Genomic DNA, 21327 nt, shown 5'->3' with positions numbered 1-21327 from the left:
CCGCCAGTCGGCAGACCGCTCGTCGAAGGAGTACCCGTGCTTGTCCTGCTGCCGCCCTCGGAAGGCAAGGCGTCCTCGGGCCGTGGTGCCCCGCTGAAGCCCGAGTCGCTGTCGCTTCCGGGGCTGACCGACGCGCGGGAGGCCGTGCTCGGGGAGCTGGTCGAGCTGTGCTCCGGGGACGAGGAGAAGGCGCGCGAGGTGCTCGGGCTGAGCGAGGGACTGCGCGGCGAGGTCGCGAAGAACACCGGGCTGCGCACGGCCGGCGCCCGCCCCGCCGGGGAGATCTACACCGGTGTCCTCTACGACGCCCTGGGCCTGGCCTCGCTGGACCCGGCCGCGAAGAGGCGTGCGGCGCGCTCGCTGCTGGTCTTCTCCGGGCTGTGGGGCGCGGTACGGGTCACGGACCGCATTCCCTCCTACCGCTGCTCGATGGGCGTGAAGCTGCCGGGGCTCGGCGCGCTGGCCGGGCACTGGCGGGCGCCGATGGCGTCGGTGCTGCCCGAGGCCGCCGGGGACGGGCTGGTGCTCGACCTGCGGTCCGCCGCGTACGCCGCCGCCTGGAAGCCGAAGGGCGAGGTCGCCGGGCGCACGGCGACCGTACGGGTGCTGCACGCGCCGACCCGGAAGGTCGTCAGCCACTTCAACAAGGCGACGAAGGGCCGGATCGTACGGAGCCTGCTCACGGAGGGCGTCGCACCGAAGGACCCGGCCGCGCTGGTGGAGGCGCTGCGGGACCTCGGGTACGTGGTGGAGGCGGAGGCGCCGGGGAAGGGCGGGACGGCGTGGTCGCTGGATGTGCTGGTGGAGGAGATCCACTGAGTCGGCTGCGCGCGCCGCCGGGCCGCGCGCATTGCAGCATGTGCAACGACCTTTGCGCAGGCTGCACACGCTGGGCACGATGAGGGCATGACCTCACCGTTGCCCCCCGTTTCGCCTGCCTCCGTGCTGGATCTCGCGCCCGTCGTGCCCGTGGTGGTCGTCGCCGACGCCGCCGACGCGGTACCGCTCGCGCGGGCGCTGGTGGCGGGCGGACTGCCCGCGATCGAGGTGACGCTGCGGACGCCCGCCGCGCTGGACGCGATCCGGGCGATCGCGGGCGAGGTGCCGGACGCGGTGGTCGGGGCGGGCACGGTCATCACGCCGGACCAGGTGGCGCGGTGCGTGGCGGCCGGGGCGCGATTCCTGGTCAGTCCCGGGTGGACGGACGCGCTGCTGACGGCGATGCGCGGGTCCGGGGTGCCGTACCTGCCGGGGGTGTCGACCACGTCGGAGGTCGTCGCGCTGCTGGAGCGCGGGGTGCGGGAGATGAAGTTCTTCCCGGCGCAGGCGGCGGGCGGCACGGCCTATCTGAAGTCGCTCGCCGGTCCGCTGCCGCAGGCCCGCTTCTGCCCCACGGGCGGAATCGGCCCGGCGACCGCGCCGGAGTATCTGTCCCTGCCCAACGTCGGCTGCGTGGGCGGGAGTTGGATGATCCCGGCGGACGCGGTGGCCGCCGGGGACTGGTCCCGGATCGAGAAGCTGGCGCGAGCCGCGGCCGGACTGCGGGGCGCGGGTGGACCCGGGGGTGCGGGTGGGCCTGGGGGTGCCGGTGGGGTCAGGGACGCAGGTGGGACGTGTCGTTGAACAGCCGTACGCTCGCGTTGCCGTCGGCGTAGTACGCCACCGCCGAGAGGGACGCCGCCGAGAGTTCCATGCGGAACAGGGACTCGGGTGGGGCGCCGAGGGCGAGGCGGACGAGGGTCTTGATCGGGGTGACGTGCGTGACCAGCAGGACCGTACGGCCCTGATACGCCGCGACCAGCTTCTCCCGGGTGGCCTCCATCCGCGCGGCGGTCTCCGCGAAGCTCTCACCGCCGCCGGTGGGGTGGGCCTCGGGGTCGGCGAGCCAGGCGTTGAGGTCGTCCGGGTGGCGCTCGCGGACCTCGCCGAAGGTGAGGCCCTCCCAGGCGCCGAAGTCCGTCTCCCGCAGACCCTCTTCGATCGTCACGTCCAGGCCGAGGCGGGCGGCGACGATGCGCGCGGTCTCCTGGGTGCGGGCGAGGGGGGAGGCGACGATCGCCTGGATGGTGCCTCGCTTGGCGAGTGCCTCCGCGACTCGGCGGGCCTGTTCGCGGCCGGCGTCCGAGAGGGAGGGGTTGGTGCCGCCGCTGCCGGAGAAGCGCTTCTGGGGGGTGAGGGGGGTTTCACCGTGGCGGAGGAGGACGAGGGTGGCGGGGGCGCCCAGGTCGGGGGCGGCGCTCCACCCGGGGGTTTCCTGGGCTCGGGTCGTGGTCGGCTGCGGCTCGGTGGGGGTGACGGGGGTAGTGGGCCGCTGCTCGCTGGGAGGTGCCGCTTTCTGTGGGACGGGCGCCGCCCCAGCGGCACGACTGCCCGCAGCTACGTTGCCTGCGGCCTCCGCCATGGCCGCTCGGGCCTTGGCTGCGCCCGCTGCAGCGTCGCCCGGGGGGCCCGACGGCACCGGGATGGCCGACGGGGTGTCCAGGGCGGCGCGGGAGGTGGAGGGGGACCATTGGGTGCCCTTGGCGCCCGCGTCCATGGCTTCGTTGGCGAGGCGGTCGGCGTGTTTGTTGCGTTCTCGGGGGATCCACTCGTACGTGACCTGCCCCGGAGGGAAGACGCGTTTCGCCTCGGCGGCCAGGGGCTTCATGTCGGGGTGCTTGATCTTCCAGCGGCCCGACATCTGCTCGATGACGAGCTTGGAGTCCATGCGGACGTGGATCCGGGCGGCGGGGTCCAGGGCGTGCGCGGCGCGCAGGCCGGCCAGCAGGCCCCGGTACTCGGCGACGTTGTTGGTGGCGATGCCGATGTACTCGGCCGCCTCGGCCAGGGCCTCCCCCGTCGCCGCGTCGCTGACCACGGTCCCGTAGCCCGCAGGCCCCGGGTTGCCCCGCGACCCGCCGTCGGCCTCGACGATGAACTCCCGCACGCCCGACGCCCCTTACCGCGGCCTACAGGCCCGACTCGGCCGTACGCACCAGGATGCGGCGGCAGTTCTCGCAGCGCACCACGGTGTCCGGCGCGGCCGCGCGGATCTCGTTCAGCTCGGTGATCGCCAGCTCCTGGCGGCAGCCCTGGCAGGTGCGGGCGTACAGCTTGGCCGCGCCGATGCCGCCGCCCTGCTCGCGCAGCTTGTCGTAGAGCTTGAGCAGATCCGCGGGGACGGACCCGGCGACGACCTGGCGCTCCTTGGTGACCGAGGCGACCTCGCCGTCGATCTCCTGGAACGCGGCGTCCCGGCGGCCGGACGCGTCGTCGATCTTCGCCTGGACGGAGCCGACCCGCTCGGTCAGCTCGTCGACCCGCGCCTGTGCGGCCTCGCGGCGCTCCATGACCTCCAGGACGACGTCCTCCAGGTCGCCCTGCCGCTTGGCGAGGGAGGCGATCTCGTGCTGGAGGTTGGACAGGTCCTTGGGCGAGGTGACCGCGCCGGAGTCCAGGCGCTGCTGGTCGCGGGCGGCGCGCTGGCGCACCTGGTCCACGTCCTGCTCGGCCTTGGTCTGCTCGCGGGCGGTGTCGCTCTCCTCGGTCTGCGCGGCCACCAGCAGGTCGCGCAGCTGCGTGAGGTCCTTGGTCAGCGACTCGATCTCGGCGTGCTCGGGCAGGGACCTCCGCTTGTGCGCGAGCTGCTGCAGGCGGACGTCGAGGGCCTGGACGTCGAGGAGTCGGATCTGGTCGGCAGGCGCGGCGTTCAGTTCGGGGCTCCCATTAGCTACTAGTGGTGACGGAGGACGCCGCGTGGGCGGTCCAGGGGTCGGTGACCGTCTTGGAGACGTGGACCCGAAGGTCCCATCCGTGCCGGTCGGAGATCTCGTCGAGCTGGGCTGCGGCCAGCTCGCACCAGGGCCACTCGGTGGCCCAGTGCGCCGCGTCGAGCAGCGCGAGAGGACTGTGGGCCACGGCCTCGGAGGCCGGGTGGTGGCGCAGATCTGCGGTGAGGAAGGCGTCGACGCCGGACGCGCGGACCTGGTCGAAAAGGCTGTCGCCGGAACCGCCGCTGACGGCGATCGTGCGGACGACGGCGTCGGGGTCGCCGGCCACCCGGATGCCCTGCGCGGTGGCGGGCAGCCGCTCGGCGGCGCGGGCGGCCAGCTCGCGGACGGTCAGCGGGTGGTCGAGTTCGCAGACGCGGCCGAGGCCCCGGCGGCCGTCCGGGTCGGTGGGGTCCGGCACGAGCGGTCGTACGACCCGCAGGTCGAGCGCGCCCGCGAGCGCGTCGCTCACACCCGGGTCGGCGGTGTCGGCGTTGGTGTGGGCGACGTGCAGGGCGATGTCGTTCTTGATGAGGGTGTGGACGACACGCCCCTTGAAGTGCGACGCCGCGACCGTGGTGGTCCCGCGCAGATAGAGCGGGTGGTGGCTGACCAGCAGGTCGGCGCCGAGCTTCACCGCCTCGTCGACGATCTCCTGGACGGGGTCGACGGCGAACAGGACCCGGGTGACCTCCTGGTCGGGGTCGCCCACGACCGTGCCGACCGCGTCCCAGGACTCGGCCCGCTCAGCGGGCCACAGGTTCTCCAGCGCGGCGATGACTTCTGACAGACGGGGCACGTGGGCAAGGCTACCTGGCTGTTCTGCCGGGCTGTACCGCATCCGCTTCACCTGGTCCCGCTCAGCACATACGCCCCGGTTTCCTCGGAGGAATCGCTTCTGCACCACCCGTATGTGTGAAGTGGGGGTCGGGCCGTCCCACGGCCGTGCGTGCGAAAACTAGCTTCGTCGCAGGAGGTGACCGAACCATGACGGCCTGTGCGATCGAACCCCCGTCGACCGGCGAGTCGGGGGAGTCCGCCGAGTCGAGTGTGTCCGGCGGGTCGAGTGAGTCCGGCGAGTCTCTTGAGTTCCCGGGCGCGGGCGCGGAGATGGGGTACGCCATCACGGCGGACGGCGCGTACGCCGCCCGTCTCGCGCTGGACGGCGAGTCCTGGTTCCCGGAGCGCTGGACGCTGGACGGCCCGGAGCCGTACGCGGTGCCGCTGCCCGGCAACCAGCCGGAGGAGCCCGGCACCCAGGTGCAGCCGATGGGGGACGGGCGGGTGCTGATCCACCGACGGGTGGAGCGGCGGCACACCTTCTCCTTGCTGTACCCGACCGGCCCCGGTACCGGCGAGCTGCCGCTGGGCGCGGTGGAGTGCCCGGAGCCCGGCACCCGGCTCGGGCTGCTGCCTCCGGCGCCGGGCGGCACGCGGGCGTACGCCCTCGCCGTCGGCCCGCGCTCCACGGCCGTGTGGCTGGTGGCGGGCGATGTCTTCGGGCCCGAGCACCTGGCCGAGGTCCCGGGCCGCTGCTCGGGCGGGGTCTGGCTGGACGGCGGCGGGCGGATGCTGGCGCTGGACCGGGAGCTGGGCGGGCGGACGAAGACGGTCGTGGTGGATCTGGAGCGGGGCGGGGAGATCTCGCCGCTGCTGCAGATCGCGGCGCACAGCGACGACCGGCTGCTGCTCGCCGACCCGGACAGCGGGCTGCTGGTGATCTCCTCGGACGCGCCCTCCCCCGGGCAGGAACGATTGGGCTGGGGGGTCATGGGCAGCACGCTGCCGGTGCGCTTCCCGGAGTGTCTGCGGCTGCCGGGCTGTGTGGTGACGCCGTTCGCGATCCAGCCGGGGCAGGTGCTGATGCCGGAGAGCTGCGCGGTGGCGCTGCGGATCGACGGCCCGTTCGGCACCTGGGTCGGCATCTGGCGGCCGGCCGAGCGGCAGGTGTGTCATCTTCCGGCGCCCGAGGGCTGGTTGGCGGGGACCGGGCTGTGGACGCGGGACGGGGTGCTGCGGCTGCCGTACGCCACAGGGGAAGTCCCCTGTGGCGTGGCGGAGTTGACGGTGCCCAGGGGGGAGACGGGAGCCGCGGGTGCTGTGACCGCCGCGGCTCCGGGGGAAGGGGAAGCGGGGGGACCGGGGGACGCGGGTCTGGAGGATCCGGTCCGGGACGGCACGGCTGCCGAGGTGCTCAACGCACCCCGGGAGCCGTCCGAACCGGATCCTTCGGAACCGGTGGTGGCGCGTCCGGTGCCGCTGGCACAGGCGCCTCTGGGACGTCTTGTAACGAAGTAGTGCCGGTTGGCGTGTGCGCCTGGATTCGGCCCGTGGTGTGCTGGTTACACTCGCCCGGCTGTAAAGGATCATGTTGACGGGGTGAATTCTTCCGATGAGCGACACCAGCACGACTCAGCCGCTGTCTGCCGACTCTCAGGACGCGGCCGGGCACGGCCGGCACCGGGGCCCGATCGCGGCCCAGGAGACCGAGACGGCTCCGCACGGCCGGCACCGCAAGCCGGCCGAGGAGACGGTCGAGGCGGCCGCCTGACGGTAGTGGGAAGTGAATGAGGGGGTGCCCGTCGGACGACGGGCACCCCCTCTCTCGTTTCTCGTTCGCTTCAGTCCCGTCTGAGGCCCAGCACCTCTGCCGCCGCGAACGTCTCCCCCGACGGCCGGTCCGCGTAGTGCGGGGTGAGCAGCGCGTCGAGTTCGTCGTACGTGAACGTCTCCTGCTTGCTGTCGAACTTCGCCCGCACCCGCGGCCGTTCCACGACGGCGACCATGCCGCCGTGCACGACGAGCAGCTGGCCGTTGACCCGGGCGGCGGCGGGTGAGGCCAGGTAGCCGACGAGCGGTGCGACGTGCTCGGGGGCGAGCGGGTCGAGACCGTCCTCGTCCGGCTCCTGGAAGCCCGCGAAGACGTCCTCCGTCATCCGGGTCCGGGCGCGCGGGCAGATCGCGTTCGCCGTGACGCCGTACTTGGCGAGGGCCAGGGCGGTGGAGGTGGTCAGGCCGACGATCCCGCCCTTCGCCGCCGCGTAGTTGGGCTGCCCGGCGGACCCGGCGAGGAACGCCTCCGAGGAGGTGTTCACGATCCGCCCGTACACCGGTCCCCCCGCCGCCTTGGAGCGCTCGCGCCAGTGGGCGGCGGCGAAGTGGGTGGTGTTGAAGTGGCCTTTGAGGTGGACGCGGATCACCGAGTCCCACTCGTCCTCGGTCATGGAGAAGACCATGCGGTCGCGCAGGATGCCCGCGTTGTTGACGAGGATGTCCAGCCTGCCGAACTCGTCGACGGCCAGCCGGACGAGTTCGCCGGCCTGCCGGAAGTCGGCGACGTCCCCGGTGTGGGCGAGGGCCCGGCCGCCGTGGGCGCGTATCTCGGCGGCGACCTCCTCGGCGGGTCCGGCCGAGGCCTCGCCGGAGCCTCCCCCAAGCTCTCGGCTTCGCTCGAGCTCGGGGGGACCCCCATCGACCCGGCTGCCGTAGTCGTTGACGACGACGGCCGCGCCGAGCCGGGCGAGTTCCAGCGCCTCGGCCCGGCCGAGCCCGCGTCCGGCGCCGGTGACGACGGCGGAGAGTCCCTCGAGTGGCAGTGCCAGTGCCATGCGTGTCCGCCTCAGATCTCGATGCACGTACGCAGGGCCGTCCCGGTACGCATCTGGTCCAGTGCCTCGTTGATCTCCGCCAGCGGCACCCGGTGGGTGATGAGGCCGGCGAGGTCGATGCGGCCCGCGCGCCACAGGGCGATGGTGCGTTCGTAGGAGCGCAGGACGTCGCCGCCGCCGTACATGGACGGCAGGATCCGCTTCTCGTCGAAGAACAGCTCGAACATGTTGAGCTGGAGGAAGTCGTCCATGGCGCCCGCGCCGACCACGACGAGGGTGCCGCCGCGCCGGGTGTTCTCGTAGGCGGTGCGGGCGGTGGCGGAGCGGCCGACGACCTCGAAGACGTAGTCGAAGCCCTCGCCGCCGGTGACCTGCTGCTTGGCGTCGGCCAGTTCCTCCGGCGAAACGGCCTTCGTGGCGCCGAACCTGAGCGCCGACTCGCGCCGGGAGGCGACCGGGTCGACGGCGACGATCTCGGCGGCGCCCTTCAGCCGCGCCCCTTGTACGGCGGAGATGCCGACGCCGCCGCAGCCGATGACGGCGACCGACGAACCCGCCTCCACGTCGGCGGTGTTGAGGGCGGCGCCGAGTCCGGTGGTCACCCCGCAGCCGATGAGGGCGGCGATGTCGAAGGGCACGTCGTCCGGTATCGGTACGGCGCAGCCCGCGTCCACGACGACCTCCTCGGCGAAGGTGCCGGTGCCCGCGAAGCCGAAGACATCGGACGTGCCGCCGCCGGGGCGCCTGAAGTTGGGGGTGCCCGCGTTCATGAACCCGGCCAGGCACAGCTCGGTCTGCCCGCGCCTGCACGCGGGGCAGGCGCCGCAGGCGGGCAGCCAGCAGATGACGACCCGGTCGCCGGGCTTCAGGTTCCTGACGTTCTCGCCGACTTCGAGGATCTCGCCGGCGCCCTCGTGGCCGGGCACGAACGGGGCCGGCTGCGGCAGCACCCCGCTCATCGCGGACAGGTCCGAGTGGCACAGTCCGGTCGCCCGCACCCGGACCCGCACCTTGCCGGGCCCGAAGCCCACCGCCTCGACGTCGTCGAGGACCTCCAGCTTTTCCTGGCCGATCTCGTGCAGTACGGCTGCGCGCATGGTGCGGCTCCCCTCGGAAGGACGGGACGGGTTCTACGAGTGCTGTACGACGGTGTCGGCGAGGACCGGCGCGTCCTCCCGTTCGACCGCGCTGACGGCCACGCGGACGCTCCCCTCCTCCCGCCACATGCGGATGCGCAGGGTCTCGCCCGGGTACACGACTCCGGCGAACCGCGTGGTGTACGACCGCACCCGGCTCACATCCCCGCCGAGCAGCGTGTCCACGACCGCCTTGAGCGTGATGCCGTAGGTGCAGAGCCCATGCAGGATGGGCTTCTCGAACCCGGCGCGCCGGGCGAACTCGGGGTCGGCGTGCAGCGGGTTCCAGTCGCCGGAGAGGCGGTAGAGGAGGGCCTGGTCCTCGCGGACCCGGCGCTCGACGGTCCGGTCGGGGTCGCCGGTGGGGGGATCGAGCCGGGTGGAGGGGCCCCGGTCGCCGCCCCAGCCGCCTTCCCCGCGTACGAAGATCTGGGCGTCGTTGGTCCACAGGGGGCCGTCGGCGTCGGCGACCTCGGTGCGCAGGACCAGGATGGCGGCCTTGCCCTTGTCGTAGACGGCGGCGAGCCGGTTGGTCGCGGTCGCCGTGCCCTCGGCCGGGATGGGGCGGTGGATCTCCAGCGTCTGCCCGCCGTGCAGGACCTTGGCGAGCTCGACCTCCACGCCGGGCATGGACAGCCCGCTGATCACGCCGGGGGCGCCGGAACCCGCGACGGTGGCGAAGCTCGGCAGGACGTGCAGCCGGGACTCCAGGGTGTAGCGCAGCTCGTCGGGGTCGGTGGCGGGGACGCCGGCGCCGATACCGAGGTGGTAGAGCTGGACGTCCTTGGTGGTCCAGGAGATCTCACCGGTCCGGGGTTCGGCCGCGAGGGCTTTCGCTGCGTCGATGGGCATGGGGCTCCTGACAGGTCTCAAGACCTCGGTGCGGACGTCCGCACCGTCGGCCGCACCGAGGTCGTCCACGGGCGGATCTAGAACGCGTTCCAGTCCGGCGCCCCCTGTATAGCCCAGCGCTCCGGAGTTGTGAAGGCTCCTGACGCCGTGTCAGCTCGGCTGCGGGCGGTGCGGCAGTGACATATGTACTGCGGGGGTCCGTACATCCGCCTCTCCCGCTCACCGGGTCCGGGTGCCTAGCGTTGCGGTCATGACACAGACGCAGAGCGCCGTGTCCTTCACGGGGGCGGTCAAGACGTACGGCGCCGTCCGCGCCGTGGACGGCATTCACCTGGACATCGCAAGCGGCGAGACCGTGGCCCTGCTGGGCCGCAACGGCGCCGGCAAGTCGACCACGCTCTCCCTGCTGCTCGCCCTGCTGGAGCCCGACGCCGGCACGGTGAAGCTGTTCGGCGGCGAGCCGGAGCGGTCGGTGCGGGCCGGCCGGGTGGGGGCGATGCTGCAGGAGGCCCGCCCGGTGCCCCGGGTCACCGTCGGCGAACTGGTCGGCTTCGTCGCCTCCCGCTACCCGGCGCCGATGCCGGTGGCGCGGGCCCTGGAACTGGCCGGGATCGCGGACCTGGCCGGGCGACGGGTGGACCGGCTGTCCGGGGGGCAGGTCCAGCGGGTGCGGTTCGCGGTGGCGCTGGCGGGCGACCCCGCCCTGCTGGTGCTGGACGAGCCGACGGCGGCGCTGGACGTGGAGGCCCGGCACGCCTTCTGGGACTCGATGCGCGCCTACGCCCGGCGTGGCCACACCGTCCTGTTCTCCACCCACTACCTGGAGGAGGCGGACGCGTACGCCGACCGGATCGTGGTCATCGACCGAGGGCGGATCGTCGCCGACGGCACCGGCGAGGAGCTGCGCCGCGCGGCGGGCGGCAATCTGGTCTCCGTCGACCTGGCCGGGCTCGACCCCGAGGCGCTGGCCCTGCTGCCCGGCGTCCGGTCGGTGGAGGTACGCGGGGGCCGGGCACGGATGCGCACCGACGACTCCGACGCGACCGTGATCGCCCTCGCCCGGCTGGACGCGATCCGCGCCCTGGAGGTGGCCCCGGCCTCGCTGGACGACGCGTTCCTCGCCCTCACCTCCCGCGACCGCCACGGCGACGCGGAGACCGGCCGAGACCTCCACCGTGCCGTGGAGGACGGCCACCACCGTGACGTGGCGGGCGACCACCAGCGTGACCTGGAGGAGGTGTGATGCTCGCCTATGTGCGCCTGGAGGTCCGCCGCACCCTGCGTGACGTGGGCTTCGTGATCGGCGGGATCGCGATGCCGGTGATGATGTACCTGCTGTTCACCAACCTCGGTGAGAGCGACGGCAGTTGGCGGACCGCCTCGATGGTCGGCATGGCTGCCTACGGCGCGGTCGGCTCGGCGCTGAACACCGGCGGCGCGGTCGCCGAGGATCGGGCGACGGGCTGGCTGCGGCAGTTGCGCGTGACGCCGATGAGCCCGCGCGCGGTGGTGACCGGGCGGGCGTTGACCGGCGCGGTGACCGTGCTGCCCGCGATCGTCGCCGTGCTCGCAGCGGGCGGCCTGGTCAACGGGGTGCGGCTGGCGCTCTGGCAGTGGGCCGCGGTCACGCTGCTGCTGTGGCTCGGCTCGCTCCCCTTCACGCTGCTGGGACTCGGCAACGGCTACCGGCTGACCGGGCCCGCCACCGGCGTGGTCAACATGGTGTGCAACCTCGGGCTCGCGGTGATCGGCGGTCTGTGGTTCCCCATCGCCCTGTTCCCGCACTGGCTGCGCACCCTGTCCGCGTACACCCCCACCCGCCGCTTCGCCCAGCTCGGCACGGCGGTCGCCGAGGGGCACGGACCCGCGCTCGGTGCGATCATCGTGCTGACCATGTGGCTGCTGGCGTTCGGTTCGTACGCTGTGCTGTCCTACCGCCGCCGGGCGGGGACCATCTGATCGGGGGAACAGAGACATGTCGTGGTGGGCGCAGGCGAAATGCCAGATCCAGGCCGTGCGGGCGGAGCGCGCGCGATGGCGGGCGGACATCGAGCGCTTCCGGGCCGCGCAGCGAGCCGCCCGGAAGAACGGAAAGGCCCCGGCCGTCGACCACCCCGGCCCACCGCCCAGCGGCTTCACCCTGCTGCCCTGGCTGCTGATGGGCATGGGGGCCTTCTCCAACCTCCTGCAGGGCCGGACCTCCAACCCGTGGATCGGCGGCCTGGGCCTGCTCACCTTCAACTCCCTGTACATCTACGTCACCTTCCGCTCCTTCGACCGGGACAGGCGCCAGGCGCCCTCCACGCGGGTGGCCCTGGGCCTGATGGCCCTGCTGACCACGGGTCTGGGCGTCGGGTACGGCGGCAACTGGCTGATGTTCTTCCCGCTGCTGGGCCTCGCGACCGGCGCCACGCTGCGCGGCCCGTGGCTGGGCCGCATCGGCGTGCTGCTGGCGCTGTACGCGGGTGCCGTCTCCGGCGTCCGTGACGGCTGGGGCGACGCGACGAACATCGGCTACGCGACCTTCATCTCGAGCATGGTGACCGCCGCGATCCTCAGCCTGGCCGAGACGGTGCGGGAGTTGCGCGCCGCCCGGGAGGAACTGGCCCGGCGGGCGGTGGAGAAGGAGCGGCTGCGCTTCTCCCGCGATCTGCACGACCTGCTCGGGCACACCCTGTCGGTGATCGTGGTGAAGTCGGAGGCGGCCCGGCGCCTCGCCCCGCGCGACATGGACGCGGCGCTCGGGCAGATCGGTGACATCGAGTCCGTGGGCCGGCAGGCGCTGACCGAGATCCGCGAGGCGGTGACCGGCTACCGCGAGGGCAGCCTGGCCACCGAACTGACCCGGGCCCGCTCGGCGCTGTCCGCGGCGAGCGTGGAACCAGTGGTGCGTCAGTCCGGGACACCGCTGGACCCGCCGACCGAGGCGCTGCTCGGCTGGGTGGTGCGCGAGGCGGTCACCAACGTCGTCCGGCACAGCGACGCCACCCGCTGCGAGATCACCGTCGACGGCACCGCCGAGCGGGTCCGGCTCACTGTCACCGACAACGGCACCGGCAAGGCCGTGGCGCACCCCCGCGAGGGCATCGGCGGCACCGGCCTGACCGGCCTGACCGAGCGCCTCGCGGCGGCGGGCGGCTCGCTCACGGCCGGCCGGTCGGCCCGCGGCGGCTTCACGGTCACCGCCGAACTCCCGGTGGAGCCTCCGGAACTGGCCGCCGCGGGGGTGGCTATGGCGCCCAGGGCGAGCTGACCGCCCAGGTGACGTCGGCGGCCCATGAGGTGCCGCTGTCCCAGGCGTTGGAGCCGCCGTTGCTCGCTATGTAGACGGTGTGGTCGTAGTGGCGCAGGTACCTCGTCGGGTAGTTGTACGAGGCGAACGAGGTGCCGGTGCCGCCCTTGCCGGCTCCCGGGCAGAAGGTGGCGTCGGCCCGGAACTGGCTGCTGCCGTCCATGGGCTGCCGGTACAGCCGGAAGTTGTAGTGGCGCAGGAAGTCACCGGGATAGTTGCGCGACTCGAAGGAGACACAGGCGCTGTCGGCCAGCCCCCGGCGCACGATCCAGGTCGCGTCGTTCTTGTCGAGGGACGAACTGCTCGACGTCACCGGGGAGATGACGGTCGCGTCGTACTGGTGGCGGACGTACTCGGTGGTGCAGCAGGCGGTCGTCGCACGCAGCGAGATCTCCGAGCCGGGGCTGAGCGTGCCGGTGCTGCCGGTCGGGCCGCCGTAGCCGACGGAGACGATGTTGGCCTGGACCGCGTCGTCGGCGGCGTCGGTCGGGATGCCGGAGGTCATCACACCCTCGAAGAAGGACCCGATGGAGCCGTTGCTGTTGTCACCGCCGGTGCCGAGGACGATCGCGCCCTCCTGGTGCATCGGCGAGTACCCGCCGGCGGTCGGCTCACCACCGGAATAGGTCGTCGTCAGTCCGCCGGATTGGGCATTTCCGTATTTCAGCGCGAAATGGTTCTGCCCGTTGTTCTTCAGCAGCGCGGTGACGAACGGTATCGGCCCGGTGCCGGTGTTGGAGGTGTTCTTGCTGTATCCGGCGTCGGACTGGAACAGCCCGTTCTCCAGGTCGGCCTGGACCCAGGGTCCCTGCCCGTAGCAGGGCGAGAACCAGCACTCGGTGCCGAAGTTGATGGCGTCCATGTGGCCGTTGCCGGTGTCCAGGTTGTTGGTCTCGGCGTTGCCGTAGTCGAAGCAGCAGCGGTTGTTGACGTGGGTGCCGGAGGTCACCATGTACATCCCCTCCGCCTGCCCGTTCACGGCCACGCCCGAGGTGGAGTTGTCCCGGTAGCCCATGCCGGCGGAGATCTCCAGGCCGTAGACCTGGTGCCCGCCGACGGTCACCGGGAGCGCGTCCGCGGGCGCCCCGACGTCGGCGGCCCCGGCGCCGCCCGCGCCCTCGACGGTGAGGTGGTTGTGGCGCGGGGACTGGTCGTAGATCTCGGTGATGATGCAGGTCGTGCCGGAGCAGAAGGAGTCCTGGGCGGCCACGTTGGCGTACCCGCCGGCGGCCAGCAGGCCGATGTTCGCGGTGGCGCCGTCGGAGGCCCGCTTCACCTGGTAGAGCGCGCCGTTGTACGACGAGTACAGCGCCCGCACGAGGCTGTGCGCGGCGACGCAGGGGGTGCCCGCGGCGGCGTAGACGTCGCAGGGCAGTGCACTCGCGGCGGCGGCCTGCGGCGCGGCGGTGCCGAGCAGCAGCGCGGCGAGGGTCGCGCAGACGGCGAGGACGGAGAGGACGGCGCTTCTCACCCGCCGGGAGCGGGGCCGGGGACGGAGAGGTTTGGGGGGTGTGGGGAACACGTGCACCTCGGGTTCGTCGTAGGACAGTGCGGATCGTGCAGGACCTTCGCGGACGTTCGAGATACCGGACGTTGTTCGATCGAAATACCGAACCTATTCGGCGGTGAATTCTGCCGGGGATTCGGGAAATGCAGGGGCGATTGTTTTCGCACCACCGACGACCGTCAACCCCTGCGGAACGAATCCATGAAAACTCTTTGGCCGGCCGGAATCGGACGGTGGCCGTCGTCGCGTTCGCCGTGGACCTCGGCGAGTTCGTCGTGCACCTCGGCGAGTTCGCCGCGGAGCCCCGTCACGGATGCCCCGGGGCACGGCGGGAGCGCTGCGCGCGCCGCACCCGCCGCCGAGCCGGCCCGTCGGCCGTAGCCTGGGTCAATGGACGATGAGATGCCCAGAGACCACCGCCCGGCCAAGTCCATCCGGGTGCTGCTCGCCGAGGACCAGGGCATGATGCGCGGCGCGCTCGCCCTGCTGCTCGGGATGGAGGACGACATCGAGGTCGTCGCCCAGGTCTCGGCCGGGGACGCGATCGTGGATGCGGCGCTGCTGCACCGGCCGGACGTGGCTCTGCTGGACATCGAGCTCCCGGGCATCAGCGGCCTGGACGCGGCGGCACAGCTGCGCGTGCAGGCGCCCGACTGCCGGGTGCTGATCCTGACCACCTTCGGCCGGCCCGGCTATCTGCGCCGGGCCATGGAGGCCGGGGCGGCCGGGTTCCTCGTCAAGGACGGGCCCGTGGAGGAACTGGCCGTGGCGATCCGGCGGGTGCTCACCGGGGAGACGGTGGTCGATCCGGTGCTGGCCGCGGCCGCGCTCAGCGCCGGGCCGAATCCGCTGACGGCTCGGGAGTGCGAGGTGCTGACGGCGTCGGTGGACGGGGCGACCGTCGCCGACATCGCCACGAAGCTGCACCTTTCCGAGTCGACCGTCCGCAACTATCTTTCCTCGGCGATCGGCAAGACGGGCACACGGAACCGCGCGGAGGCGGTACGGGAGGCCCGGCAGCAGGGGTGGCTGTGAGCTACTGGGGTCCTACTTCGTCACCTCCGCCGATTCATAGGACGTCCCCGCCGGTGCCGTGCACACGAACCAGTTGGCCCCCTGGAAGCCGTCGACCGAGCGGATCGCCACTCCCAGATCGTCGACGGAGTAGCCCTCGACCCGGTTGGCCACGGCCGACGTGCCGTCCTTCCAGCGGCAGGTGACCTGCCGGGCGGTCTTGGCGACCATACCGATCACCAGTCGGCCGGAGCTCTCGCCGCCGTGTCCCAGACGGGTCGCGATGGACTGCATGTCCGTGCCCGAGAACCGCTCGAACTTCTCGACCGTGTTGAACATCACCTGCTGCGGCCCGCCGTCGCCCCAGCCCCGGGTCGCGAAGTACGAGAGCTTGCCGATCAGGTCGGCGGGCTTGCGCGCCTCCGCCGGTGACAGGCCCCGCTCGGCCATGGCAGCGAACTGCCGGTCCGCCTCGGCCTCGTTGCGCGGCGCTCCCCACACCTGGACGCTGACGCTCCACTCCTTGCCCTGGTAGGTCCCGCGTCCCAGCTCGGTCCGCTGCGGCTCGTACACATGCCGTGCCTCCGGCGAGGACGGCGGCTTCGCCACGTTCGCTCCGCGGTCCCCCTGCCCGGGCAGGCCGGCGAAGGCGAGCGTCGCGCCCGTCGATCCCGCCAGGACCAGTGCCGTGGCCGCCGCCACCGCCCAGCGGCGCGCTCTGCGGCGCCGACCGGCCCGGATGACCGCCTGGACGGGGGCTATACCGATCTCGACCTCGTCCGCGGCGTCCGCGAGGAGGAAGGCGATGTCCGTCTGTGTCATGTCGTGGTTCCTGTTCTGGTCCGCGCTCATCACTTCCGCCCTCCCTGCGTCACCATGTCGGCCAGTCCCGGTATGGCGCGGAGTTTCGCGATCCCCTTGGCCGCGTTGCTCTTGACCGTGCCGACCGAGCAGCCCATCGCCTCCGCCGCCTGAGTCTCCGTCAGGTCCTCCCAGTAGCGCAGCACCACCGCCTCCCGCTGCCGGACGGGTAGCTGGGCGAGCGCCTTGAGCAGGGCGCTGCGGTCGTCGGCCTGGGCGATCCGGTCGCCCGTGTCGGGCACCTCGTGCACCAGGCCGGAGTCGTCCCTCGGCGCGAGGAACTCCTTGAGCCTTCTTCTGTGTTTGCGCGCGTGCGCGTTGATCATCACGCGCCGTACGTACGCCTCCGGATCGTCGGCCGTGCCGACCCTGCGCCAGGCCACATAGGCCTGTTCGAGCGTCGACTGGACCAGGTCCTCGGCGGCGTGCTGCTCCCCCGTGAGGAGAAATGCCGTACGCATCAGCCGCGGCCAGCGGCCGACCATGAAGCTCTGGAACTCCTCGTCCCGAGCCTGCTTCCGATCCCCCATGGGCACCTCCTTGATGTCAAAAGGAGTCCATGAGCCCCCCGGACCGTTGCCTCACCCCGCGGAAGATTTCGCGGCCGACCCCGTGGAGGATTTCGCGACGGCCGCGGACGCCGCCCTCGGCAGCCACAGCCGCATCAGCACCGCCCCGCCCACCAGCAGGGCCGTGCTCGCGCGGAAGGCGAGCGCGTACCCGTCCGTCAGCGCCTCGGCCCCGCCGTCGCTGCCCGTCCCGGCCGCCGCGATGGTCGACATGACGGCGAGCCCGAGCGAACCGCCCATCGTGCGCGAGGTGTTGACCAGACCCGACACCAGCCCGGCCTCCCCCGGTGCCGCGCCGGAGGTGGCCAGCGCGGCCAGCGGGGTCCCGGCCAGGCCCCCGCCGAGCATCATCAGGATGCCCGGGAGCATGATCCCGGTGACGTAGGCGCTGTGCGCGCTCATCGTCGACTGCCAGCCGAACCCGGCGACGGCCACCAGCGTGCCCGCGGTCGCCACCGTGCGTGCCCCGGCCGACCGCATCAGCCGCGGTGCCAGCTTCGAGCCCACCACCACCGCCAGCGAGCTGGGCACCAGGGCGAGTCCGGCCTCCAGCGGCGAGTAGTGGAGCACGTTCTGCGCGTACAGCGTCATGAAGTACCACATGCAGAACATCGCCGAGCCGCAGACGAACATCGCCGCGTTCGCCGAGGCGACCGAGCGCAGCCGCAGCAGGCCGAGCGGCATCAGCGGCGCCGCCGTACGCGACTCGACCAGCAGGAACAGACCGATCAGCGCCAGCCCGGCGCACAGCGGCACCAGCGTGGCCGCGGCCGTCCAGCCCTCCGCCTCGATCTGCACGATGCCGTAGGCCAGCGTCCCGAGGCCCGCCGTCACCAGCAGCGCGCCCGGCAGGTCCAGCCGCCGGCCGTCCCCCGCACGGCTCTCCGTCAGCCAGAACACGGCACCGGCCAGGACCGCCGCGCCCACCGGCACGTTGATCAGCAGCACCCACCGCCAGGACAGCAGGTCCACCAGCACCCCGCCGACCACGCCACCCGCGGCCCCGCCCCCGGCGCCCACCGCGGTCCAGGTCGCTATCGCCCGCGCCCGGGCCGCCCCCTCCGGCACCGCCGCCGTCACCAGGGTCAGCGTCGAGGGCGCCAGCACCGCCGCGCCCAGCCCCTGCACGGCCCGCGCCAGCAGCAGCTGCCAGCCCTCCTGCGCCAGTCCGCCGCCCAGCGAGGCCAGCGTGAACAGGCCGAGCCCGACGAGGAACATCCGCTTGCGGCCGTAGAGGTCGCCGGCGCGCCCGCCGAGCAGCATGAACCCGGCGAAGGCGATGGAGTAGGTGTTCACCACCCACTGCAGGCCGCTCGCGCTCAGCCCGAGGTCGGTCCGCATCGACGGCAGGGCCACGTTCACCACGGACACGTCGAGCACGACCAGGAACTGCCCGGCACAGGCCAGCGCGACCACCAGCCAGGCCGGGGGCGTGGTGCGGCGGGATGTCAGGGGTGTGGTGCCGACGGCTTCGAGCATGGGCGTCATGCTCTCAACCCGCCCACGGTCCTTGCATCGGCATTTCGGACCACCGGGACCTGGTTCGTGCGACCTAGACCGACCGCAGCAACGTCACCACCGCCGCGCCGCCCAGCCCGATGTTGTGCGCGAGGCCCACGCGTGCGCCGGGCACCTGCCGCTCCCCCGCCTCGCCGCGCAACTGCCAGACCAGTTCGGCGGCCTGGGCGATGCCGGTCGCGCCCAGCGGGTGGCCCTTGGAGATCAGCCCGCCGGACGGGTTCACCACCCAGCGTCCGCCGTACGTCGTCGCCCCCGACTCCACGAGGCCGCCGGACTCCCCCGGCTCGCACATGCCGAGCGCCTCGTAGGTCAGCAGTTCGTTGACGGAGAAGCAGTCGTGGAGCTCGATGACGTCCACGTCCTCGATGCCGAGTCCGGCGCGGTCGTACGCCTGCCGGGCCGCCTTCCGCGACATCGGCTGTCCGACGACGTCGATGCACGAACCGGACGCGAAGGACTCCTCGGTGTCGGTGGTCATGGCCTGGGCGACGATCTCGACCAGGCCGGTCAGGGCGCGCTCCTCGGCGAACCGCTCGGACACCACCACGGCGGCCGCCGCGCCGTCCGAGGTCGGCGAGCACTGGAGCTTGGTCAGCGGCCGGTGCACCGTGCGCGCGGCGAGGATGTCGGCGATCTCGTACACGTCCCGGAACTGGGCGTAGGGGTTGTGCGCCGAGTGGCGGTGGTTCTTGGCCGCGACCGCGGCGAGCTGGGCCTCGGTGGTGCCGTACTTCTCCATGTGCTCGCGGGCCGCGTCGCCGAAGATCTGCGCGGTGGGCGGGGTCATCTCGAAGCCGTGCCGGGCGGCCATGACGCCGTAGTGCCGCGCGACGGGAGATGTGGCGAAGTCTCCGCCGTCGGCGCCTCCCCCGAGCGCGCCCTTCTTCATCTTCTCGAAGCCCAGCGCCAGCACGCAGTCGCAGGCGCCGCCCTCGACCAGCTGGCGGGCCAGCATGAGGGCGGTGGCGCCCGTCGCGCAGTTGTTGTTGACGTTGTAGACGGGGACGCCGGTCAGGCCGAGTTCGTAGGCGGCGCGCTGACCGGCGGTCGAGGGCTGGAAGCAGTAGCCGACGGGAACCTGTTCCACATCGCTGTAGGAGATCCCGGCGTCCGCGAGTGCAGCGCCGCCCGCCTCCCGCACCATGTCCCAGTACTGCCATTCACGGGTCTCGGGCTTCTCGAACCGCGTCATCCCGACCCCGGCGACATAGGCCTTCATGGCGCGCCAGAGTAGAACGTGTTCCACCAACAGACCAGACCCTGACGGAAGATCAGAAACCCATGGAAGGGTCAAGGTTTCATTAGGGGCCCGAAGCAACGGAATAGTTGCCTGTGCATACGAGGTTCACCTGACACTTGTCCACACGGGGGGAGCCTCACCCAATGACCCACACGACGACCGACCGACCCGGCCGCAAGGCAGGCGGGACCGTGGTCCCGGTGCTCGCCTTCGCGGGCATCGTGGTCGCGGTGATGCAGACCCTGCTCGTGCCGGTCATCAAGGACCTGCCGCAGCTGCTGGACACCGCGCCCAGCAACGCCACCTGGGTCCTCACCTCGACCCTGCTGTCCGGCGCCGTCGCCACCCCGATCATGGGCCGGCTCGGCGACCTCTACGGCAAGCGGCGCATGCTGATCCTCAGCCTCGCCGTGATGGTGGCCGGCGCCCTCGTCAGCGCGCTCACCAGCCAGCTGCTCACCATGATCGTGGGCCGTACGCTCCAGGGCTTCGCCATGGGCGCGATCCCGCTCGGCATCGGCCTGATGCGGGACATGCTGCCGCGCGAGCGGCTCGGCTCCGCCATGGCCCTGATGAGCTCCTCCATCGGCGTCGGCGGCGGCCTCGCGCTGCCCGCCGCGGCCCTGGTCGCGCAGCACACCGACTGGCACGCCCTGTTCTACGGCGCCGCCGGCCTCGGCGCGCTCGCCATCCTCCTCACCCTCCTCGCCGTACCGGAGTCCCCGATGCGCGCCGAGGGCTCCTTCGACCTGCTCGGCGCGCTCGGTCTGTCCACCGGTCTGGTGCTGCTCCTGCTGCCCATCACCAAGGGCAGCGACTGGGGCTGGTCCTCCGGCACGACGCTCGGCCTGTTCGCCGCGTCCGTGGTCGTGCTCGTCCTGTGGGGCGTGTACGAGCTGCGCGTCCAGGCACCCCTGGTCGACCTGCGCACCACCGCCCGCCGCGAGGTGCTGCTCACCAACCTCGCCTCGATCATGGTCGGCGTCAGCTTCTACGTCGTCTCGCTCGTCCTGCCCCAGCTGCTCCAGCTGCCGAAGGCGACCGGCTACGGCCTCGGCCAGTCCATGGTCGTCGCGGGCCTGTGCGTGGCGCCGCTGGGCCTGACGATGATGTTCACGGCGCCGGTGTACGCCCGCCTGTCCGCACGCTACGGCCCCAAGACCACCCTCATCCTCGGCCTCCTGATCATCGCCGTCGGCTACGGCGGCGGCCTCGGCCTGATGGACGCGGCCTGGCAGACGATCGTCACGTCCGTCGTCCTCGGCGCGGGCATCGGCCTGGCCTACTCCTCCCTCCCCGCGCTGATCGTCGGCGCGGTCCCGGCCTCGGAGACCGGCGCGGCCAACGGCCTCAACACGCTGATGCGGTCCATCGGTACGTCCGTCTCCAGCGCCGTCATCGGCATGGTGCTGGCCAACACGGCGAACAACGTGGGCGGCATCGCGGTCCCGACCATGCACGGCTTCCGAGTCTCCTTCCTCATCGCCACGGCCGCCGTCGCGGTCGGGCTGCTGCTGGCGGTGTTCCTGCCGAAGGCGGGCCGCCCGGCTCAGCACGCTCAACTGCGGGCGAGCAGTGAGGAGGACGCGGTGCTGGAGCGCGCGGAGGAGGTGCTGCGGGGCTTCCGCGGGCGGGTCCTGGACGCCGAGGGCACCCCTGTCGCACGGGCGAAGGTCACGCTGATCGACCGGCGGGGCCGGCAGGCGGGGGCGACGCTCTCCGAGGCGGACGGCAGCTATGTCCTGGCGGTGCCGGCCGGCGGTGCGTATGTGCTGGCCGCACGGGCTGCGGGGTACGCGCCGCTTGCCTCTTCGGCGACGCATTCCGGTGACGAGCGGGCTGTCGATCTGGATCTTTCGTTGCCGGGGGAGATTGTGAGCGCGTAGAGCTCGGGTAGGACTGCCGTCTCGCGTCTGCCGCGCCGTCGTGGCTGGTCGCGTAGTTCCCCGCGCCCCTTTTGTGCGCACCCCTTGTCGAT

At 72.4% G+C, this 21327-nt stretch carries 20 protein-coding genes; 9 read left to right on the top strand and 11 right to left on the bottom strand.

The genetic code is table 11. The annotated features are described in order from the left end of the window. The first annotated feature begins 36 nt into the window (after positions 1-36). Both yaaA and eda read left to right on the top strand, forming a co-directional pair. Positions 37-819: a peroxide stress protein YaaA gene (gene yaaA, locus ABZ865_RS02950; RefSeq protein ID WP_361222787.1), complete on the top strand. Its 783-nt coding sequence runs from the start codon at positions 37-39 to the stop codon at positions 817-819. A gap of 87 nt (positions 820-906) precedes the next feature. Continuing rightward, positions 907-1623: a bifunctional 4-hydroxy-2-oxoglutarate aldolase/2-dehydro-3-deoxy-phosphogluconate aldolase gene (eda, locus tag ABZ865_RS02945; protein WP_361222784.1), complete on the top strand. Its 717-nt coding sequence runs from the start codon at positions 907-909 to the stop codon at positions 1621-1623. On the opposite strand, the gene ABZ865_RS02940 is transcribed toward eda, so the two are convergent. The 3 genes from ABZ865_RS02940 to ABZ865_RS02930 are packed head-to-tail and all read right to left on the bottom strand — an operon-like array spanning position 1595 to position 4548. Then, entirely contained in the window at positions 1595-2926 is a 1332-nt protein-coding gene (locus ABZ865_RS02940) for a bifunctional RNase H/acid phosphatase (protein WP_361222781.1), read from the bottom strand. The genes eda and ABZ865_RS02940 overlap by 29 nt on opposite strands. Before the next feature lie 22 nt (positions 2927-2948). After that, a complete protein-coding gene (locus ABZ865_RS02935; protein ID WP_361224345.1) occupies positions 2949-3692 on the bottom strand; it encodes a C4-type zinc ribbon domain-containing protein in 744 nt (247 codons plus the stop codon). 13 nt (positions 3693-3705) lie between these two features. Next, entirely contained in the window at positions 3706-4548 is an 843-nt protein-coding gene (locus ABZ865_RS02930) for a Nif3-like dinuclear metal center hexameric protein (protein WP_361222777.1), read from the bottom strand. Positions 4549-4736: 188 nt separating this feature from the next. Between ABZ865_RS02930 and ABZ865_RS02925 the strand changes: the two genes are divergently transcribed. Together ABZ865_RS02925 and ABZ865_RS02920 are read left to right on the top strand one after the other, a co-directional pair. Continuing rightward, positions 4737-6047: a hypothetical protein gene (locus tag ABZ865_RS02925; protein WP_361222774.1), complete on the top strand. Its 1311-nt coding sequence runs from the start codon at positions 4737-4739 to the stop codon at positions 6045-6047. A 94-nt stretch (positions 6048-6141) separates the two neighbouring features. Continuing rightward, the gene (locus tag ABZ865_RS02920) at positions 6142-6300 is read left to right on the top strand and encodes a hypothetical protein (protein ID WP_361222771.1); all 159 of its coding nucleotides are present in this window, start codon (positions 6142-6144) and stop codon (positions 6298-6300) included. A 70-nt stretch (positions 6301-6370) separates the two neighbouring features. On the opposite strand, the gene ABZ865_RS02915 is transcribed toward ABZ865_RS02920, so the two are convergent. Genes ABZ865_RS02915 through ABZ865_RS02905 form a run of 3 tightly spaced genes read right to left on the bottom strand, consistent with a single transcriptional unit; the run spans position 6371 to position 9345 of the window. Further along, positions 6371-7351: a 3-oxoacyl-ACP reductase gene (locus tag ABZ865_RS02915; RefSeq protein WP_361224342.1), complete on the bottom strand. Its 981-nt coding sequence runs from the start codon at positions 7349-7351 to the stop codon at positions 6371-6373. Between the two features lie 17 nt (positions 7352-7368). Beyond that, positions 7369-8454 carry a Zn-dependent alcohol dehydrogenase gene (locus ABZ865_RS02910; RefSeq protein WP_361222767.1) on the bottom strand — a complete coding sequence of 362 codons (1086 nt, stop codon included), beginning with the start codon at positions 8452-8454 and terminating at the stop codon, positions 7369-7371. Positions 8455-8487: 33 nt separating this feature from the next. Further along, positions 8488-9345: a MaoC/PaaZ C-terminal domain-containing protein gene (locus ABZ865_RS02905; protein ID WP_361222764.1), complete on the bottom strand. Its 858-nt coding sequence runs from the start codon at positions 9343-9345 to the stop codon at positions 8488-8490. A 250-nt stretch (positions 9346-9595) separates the two neighbouring features. Between ABZ865_RS02905 and ABZ865_RS02900 the strand changes: the two genes are divergently transcribed. From ABZ865_RS02900 to ABZ865_RS02890, 3 genes are read left to right on the top strand one after another with little or no spacing between them, the layout of a single operon-like run. Beyond that, entirely contained in the window at positions 9596-10588 is a 993-nt protein-coding gene (locus ABZ865_RS02900; protein ID WP_361222761.1) for an ABC transporter ATP-binding protein, read from the top strand. Then, on the top strand, positions 10588-11304 hold the full coding sequence (locus tag ABZ865_RS02895) for an ABC transporter permease (RefSeq protein ID WP_361222758.1): 717 nt from the start codon (positions 10588-10590) through the stop codon (positions 11302-11304). The genes ABZ865_RS02900 and ABZ865_RS02895 overlap by 1 nt, the downstream gene beginning before the upstream one ends. 16 nt (positions 11305-11320) lie before the next feature. Further along, on the top strand, positions 11321-12598 hold the full coding sequence (locus ABZ865_RS02890; protein WP_361222755.1) for a sensor histidine kinase: 1278 nt from the start codon (positions 11321-11323) through the stop codon (positions 12596-12598). Here ABZ865_RS02890 and ABZ865_RS02885 read toward each other — a convergent pair. Next, positions 12576-14108 (bottom strand): alpha-L-arabinofuranosidase B, encoded by a 1533-nt coding sequence (locus tag ABZ865_RS02885; protein ID WP_361222752.1) that lies wholly within the window; start codon positions 14106-14108, stop codon positions 12576-12578. The two genes, ABZ865_RS02890 and ABZ865_RS02885, sit on opposite strands and share 23 nt — an antisense overlap. A 438-nt stretch (positions 14109-14546) precedes the next feature. On the opposite strand from ABZ865_RS02885, the gene ABZ865_RS02880 reads away from it, so the two are divergent. Beyond that, on the top strand, positions 14547-15179 hold the full coding sequence (locus tag ABZ865_RS02880; RefSeq protein ID WP_361224339.1) for a response regulator transcription factor: 633 nt from the start codon (positions 14547-14549) through the stop codon (positions 15177-15179). Positions 15180-15191: 12 nt separating this feature from the next. On the opposite strand, the gene ABZ865_RS02875 is transcribed toward ABZ865_RS02880, so the two are convergent. The 4 genes from ABZ865_RS02875 to ABZ865_RS02860 all read right to left on the bottom strand — a co-directional run bounded on the left by ABZ865_RS02875 (position 15192) and on the right by ABZ865_RS02860 (position 19328). After that, positions 15192-15980: a hypothetical protein gene (locus ABZ865_RS02875; protein ID WP_361222750.1), complete on the bottom strand. Its 789-nt coding sequence runs from the start codon at positions 15978-15980 to the stop codon at positions 15192-15194. A gap of 29 nt (positions 15981-16009) precedes the next feature. Then, the gene (locus ABZ865_RS02870) at positions 16010-16549 is read right to left on the bottom strand and encodes a SigE family RNA polymerase sigma factor (protein WP_361222747.1); all 540 of its coding nucleotides are present in this window, start codon (positions 16547-16549) and stop codon (positions 16010-16012) included. 51 nt (positions 16550-16600) lie between these two features. Continuing rightward, positions 16601-18067 (bottom strand): MFS transporter, encoded by a 1467-nt coding sequence (locus ABZ865_RS02865; protein ID WP_361222745.1) that lies wholly within the window; start codon positions 18065-18067, stop codon positions 16601-16603. A 73-nt stretch (positions 18068-18140) separates the two neighbouring features. After that, positions 18141-19328 (bottom strand): beta-ketoacyl synthase N-terminal-like domain-containing protein, encoded by a 1188-nt coding sequence (locus ABZ865_RS02860; protein ID WP_361222742.1) that lies wholly within the window; start codon positions 19326-19328, stop codon positions 18141-18143. A 164-nt stretch (positions 19329-19492) separates the two neighbouring features. Between ABZ865_RS02860 and ABZ865_RS02855 the strand changes: the two genes are divergently transcribed. Next, on the top strand, positions 19493-21235 hold the full coding sequence (locus ABZ865_RS02855; protein WP_361222739.1) for an MFS transporter: 1743 nt from the start codon (positions 19493-19495) through the stop codon (positions 21233-21235). Positions 21236-21327 lie beyond the last annotated feature (92 nt).

The sequence above is a fragment of the Streptomyces sp. NPDC047085 genome (genome assembly GCF_040643735.1).
Classification (GTDB): domain Bacteria; phylum Actinomycetota; class Actinomycetes; order Streptomycetales; family Streptomycetaceae; genus Streptomyces.
Note: the sequence above shows the minus strand (reverse complement) of the source record. Positions and strands in the feature narration are given on the sequence as shown.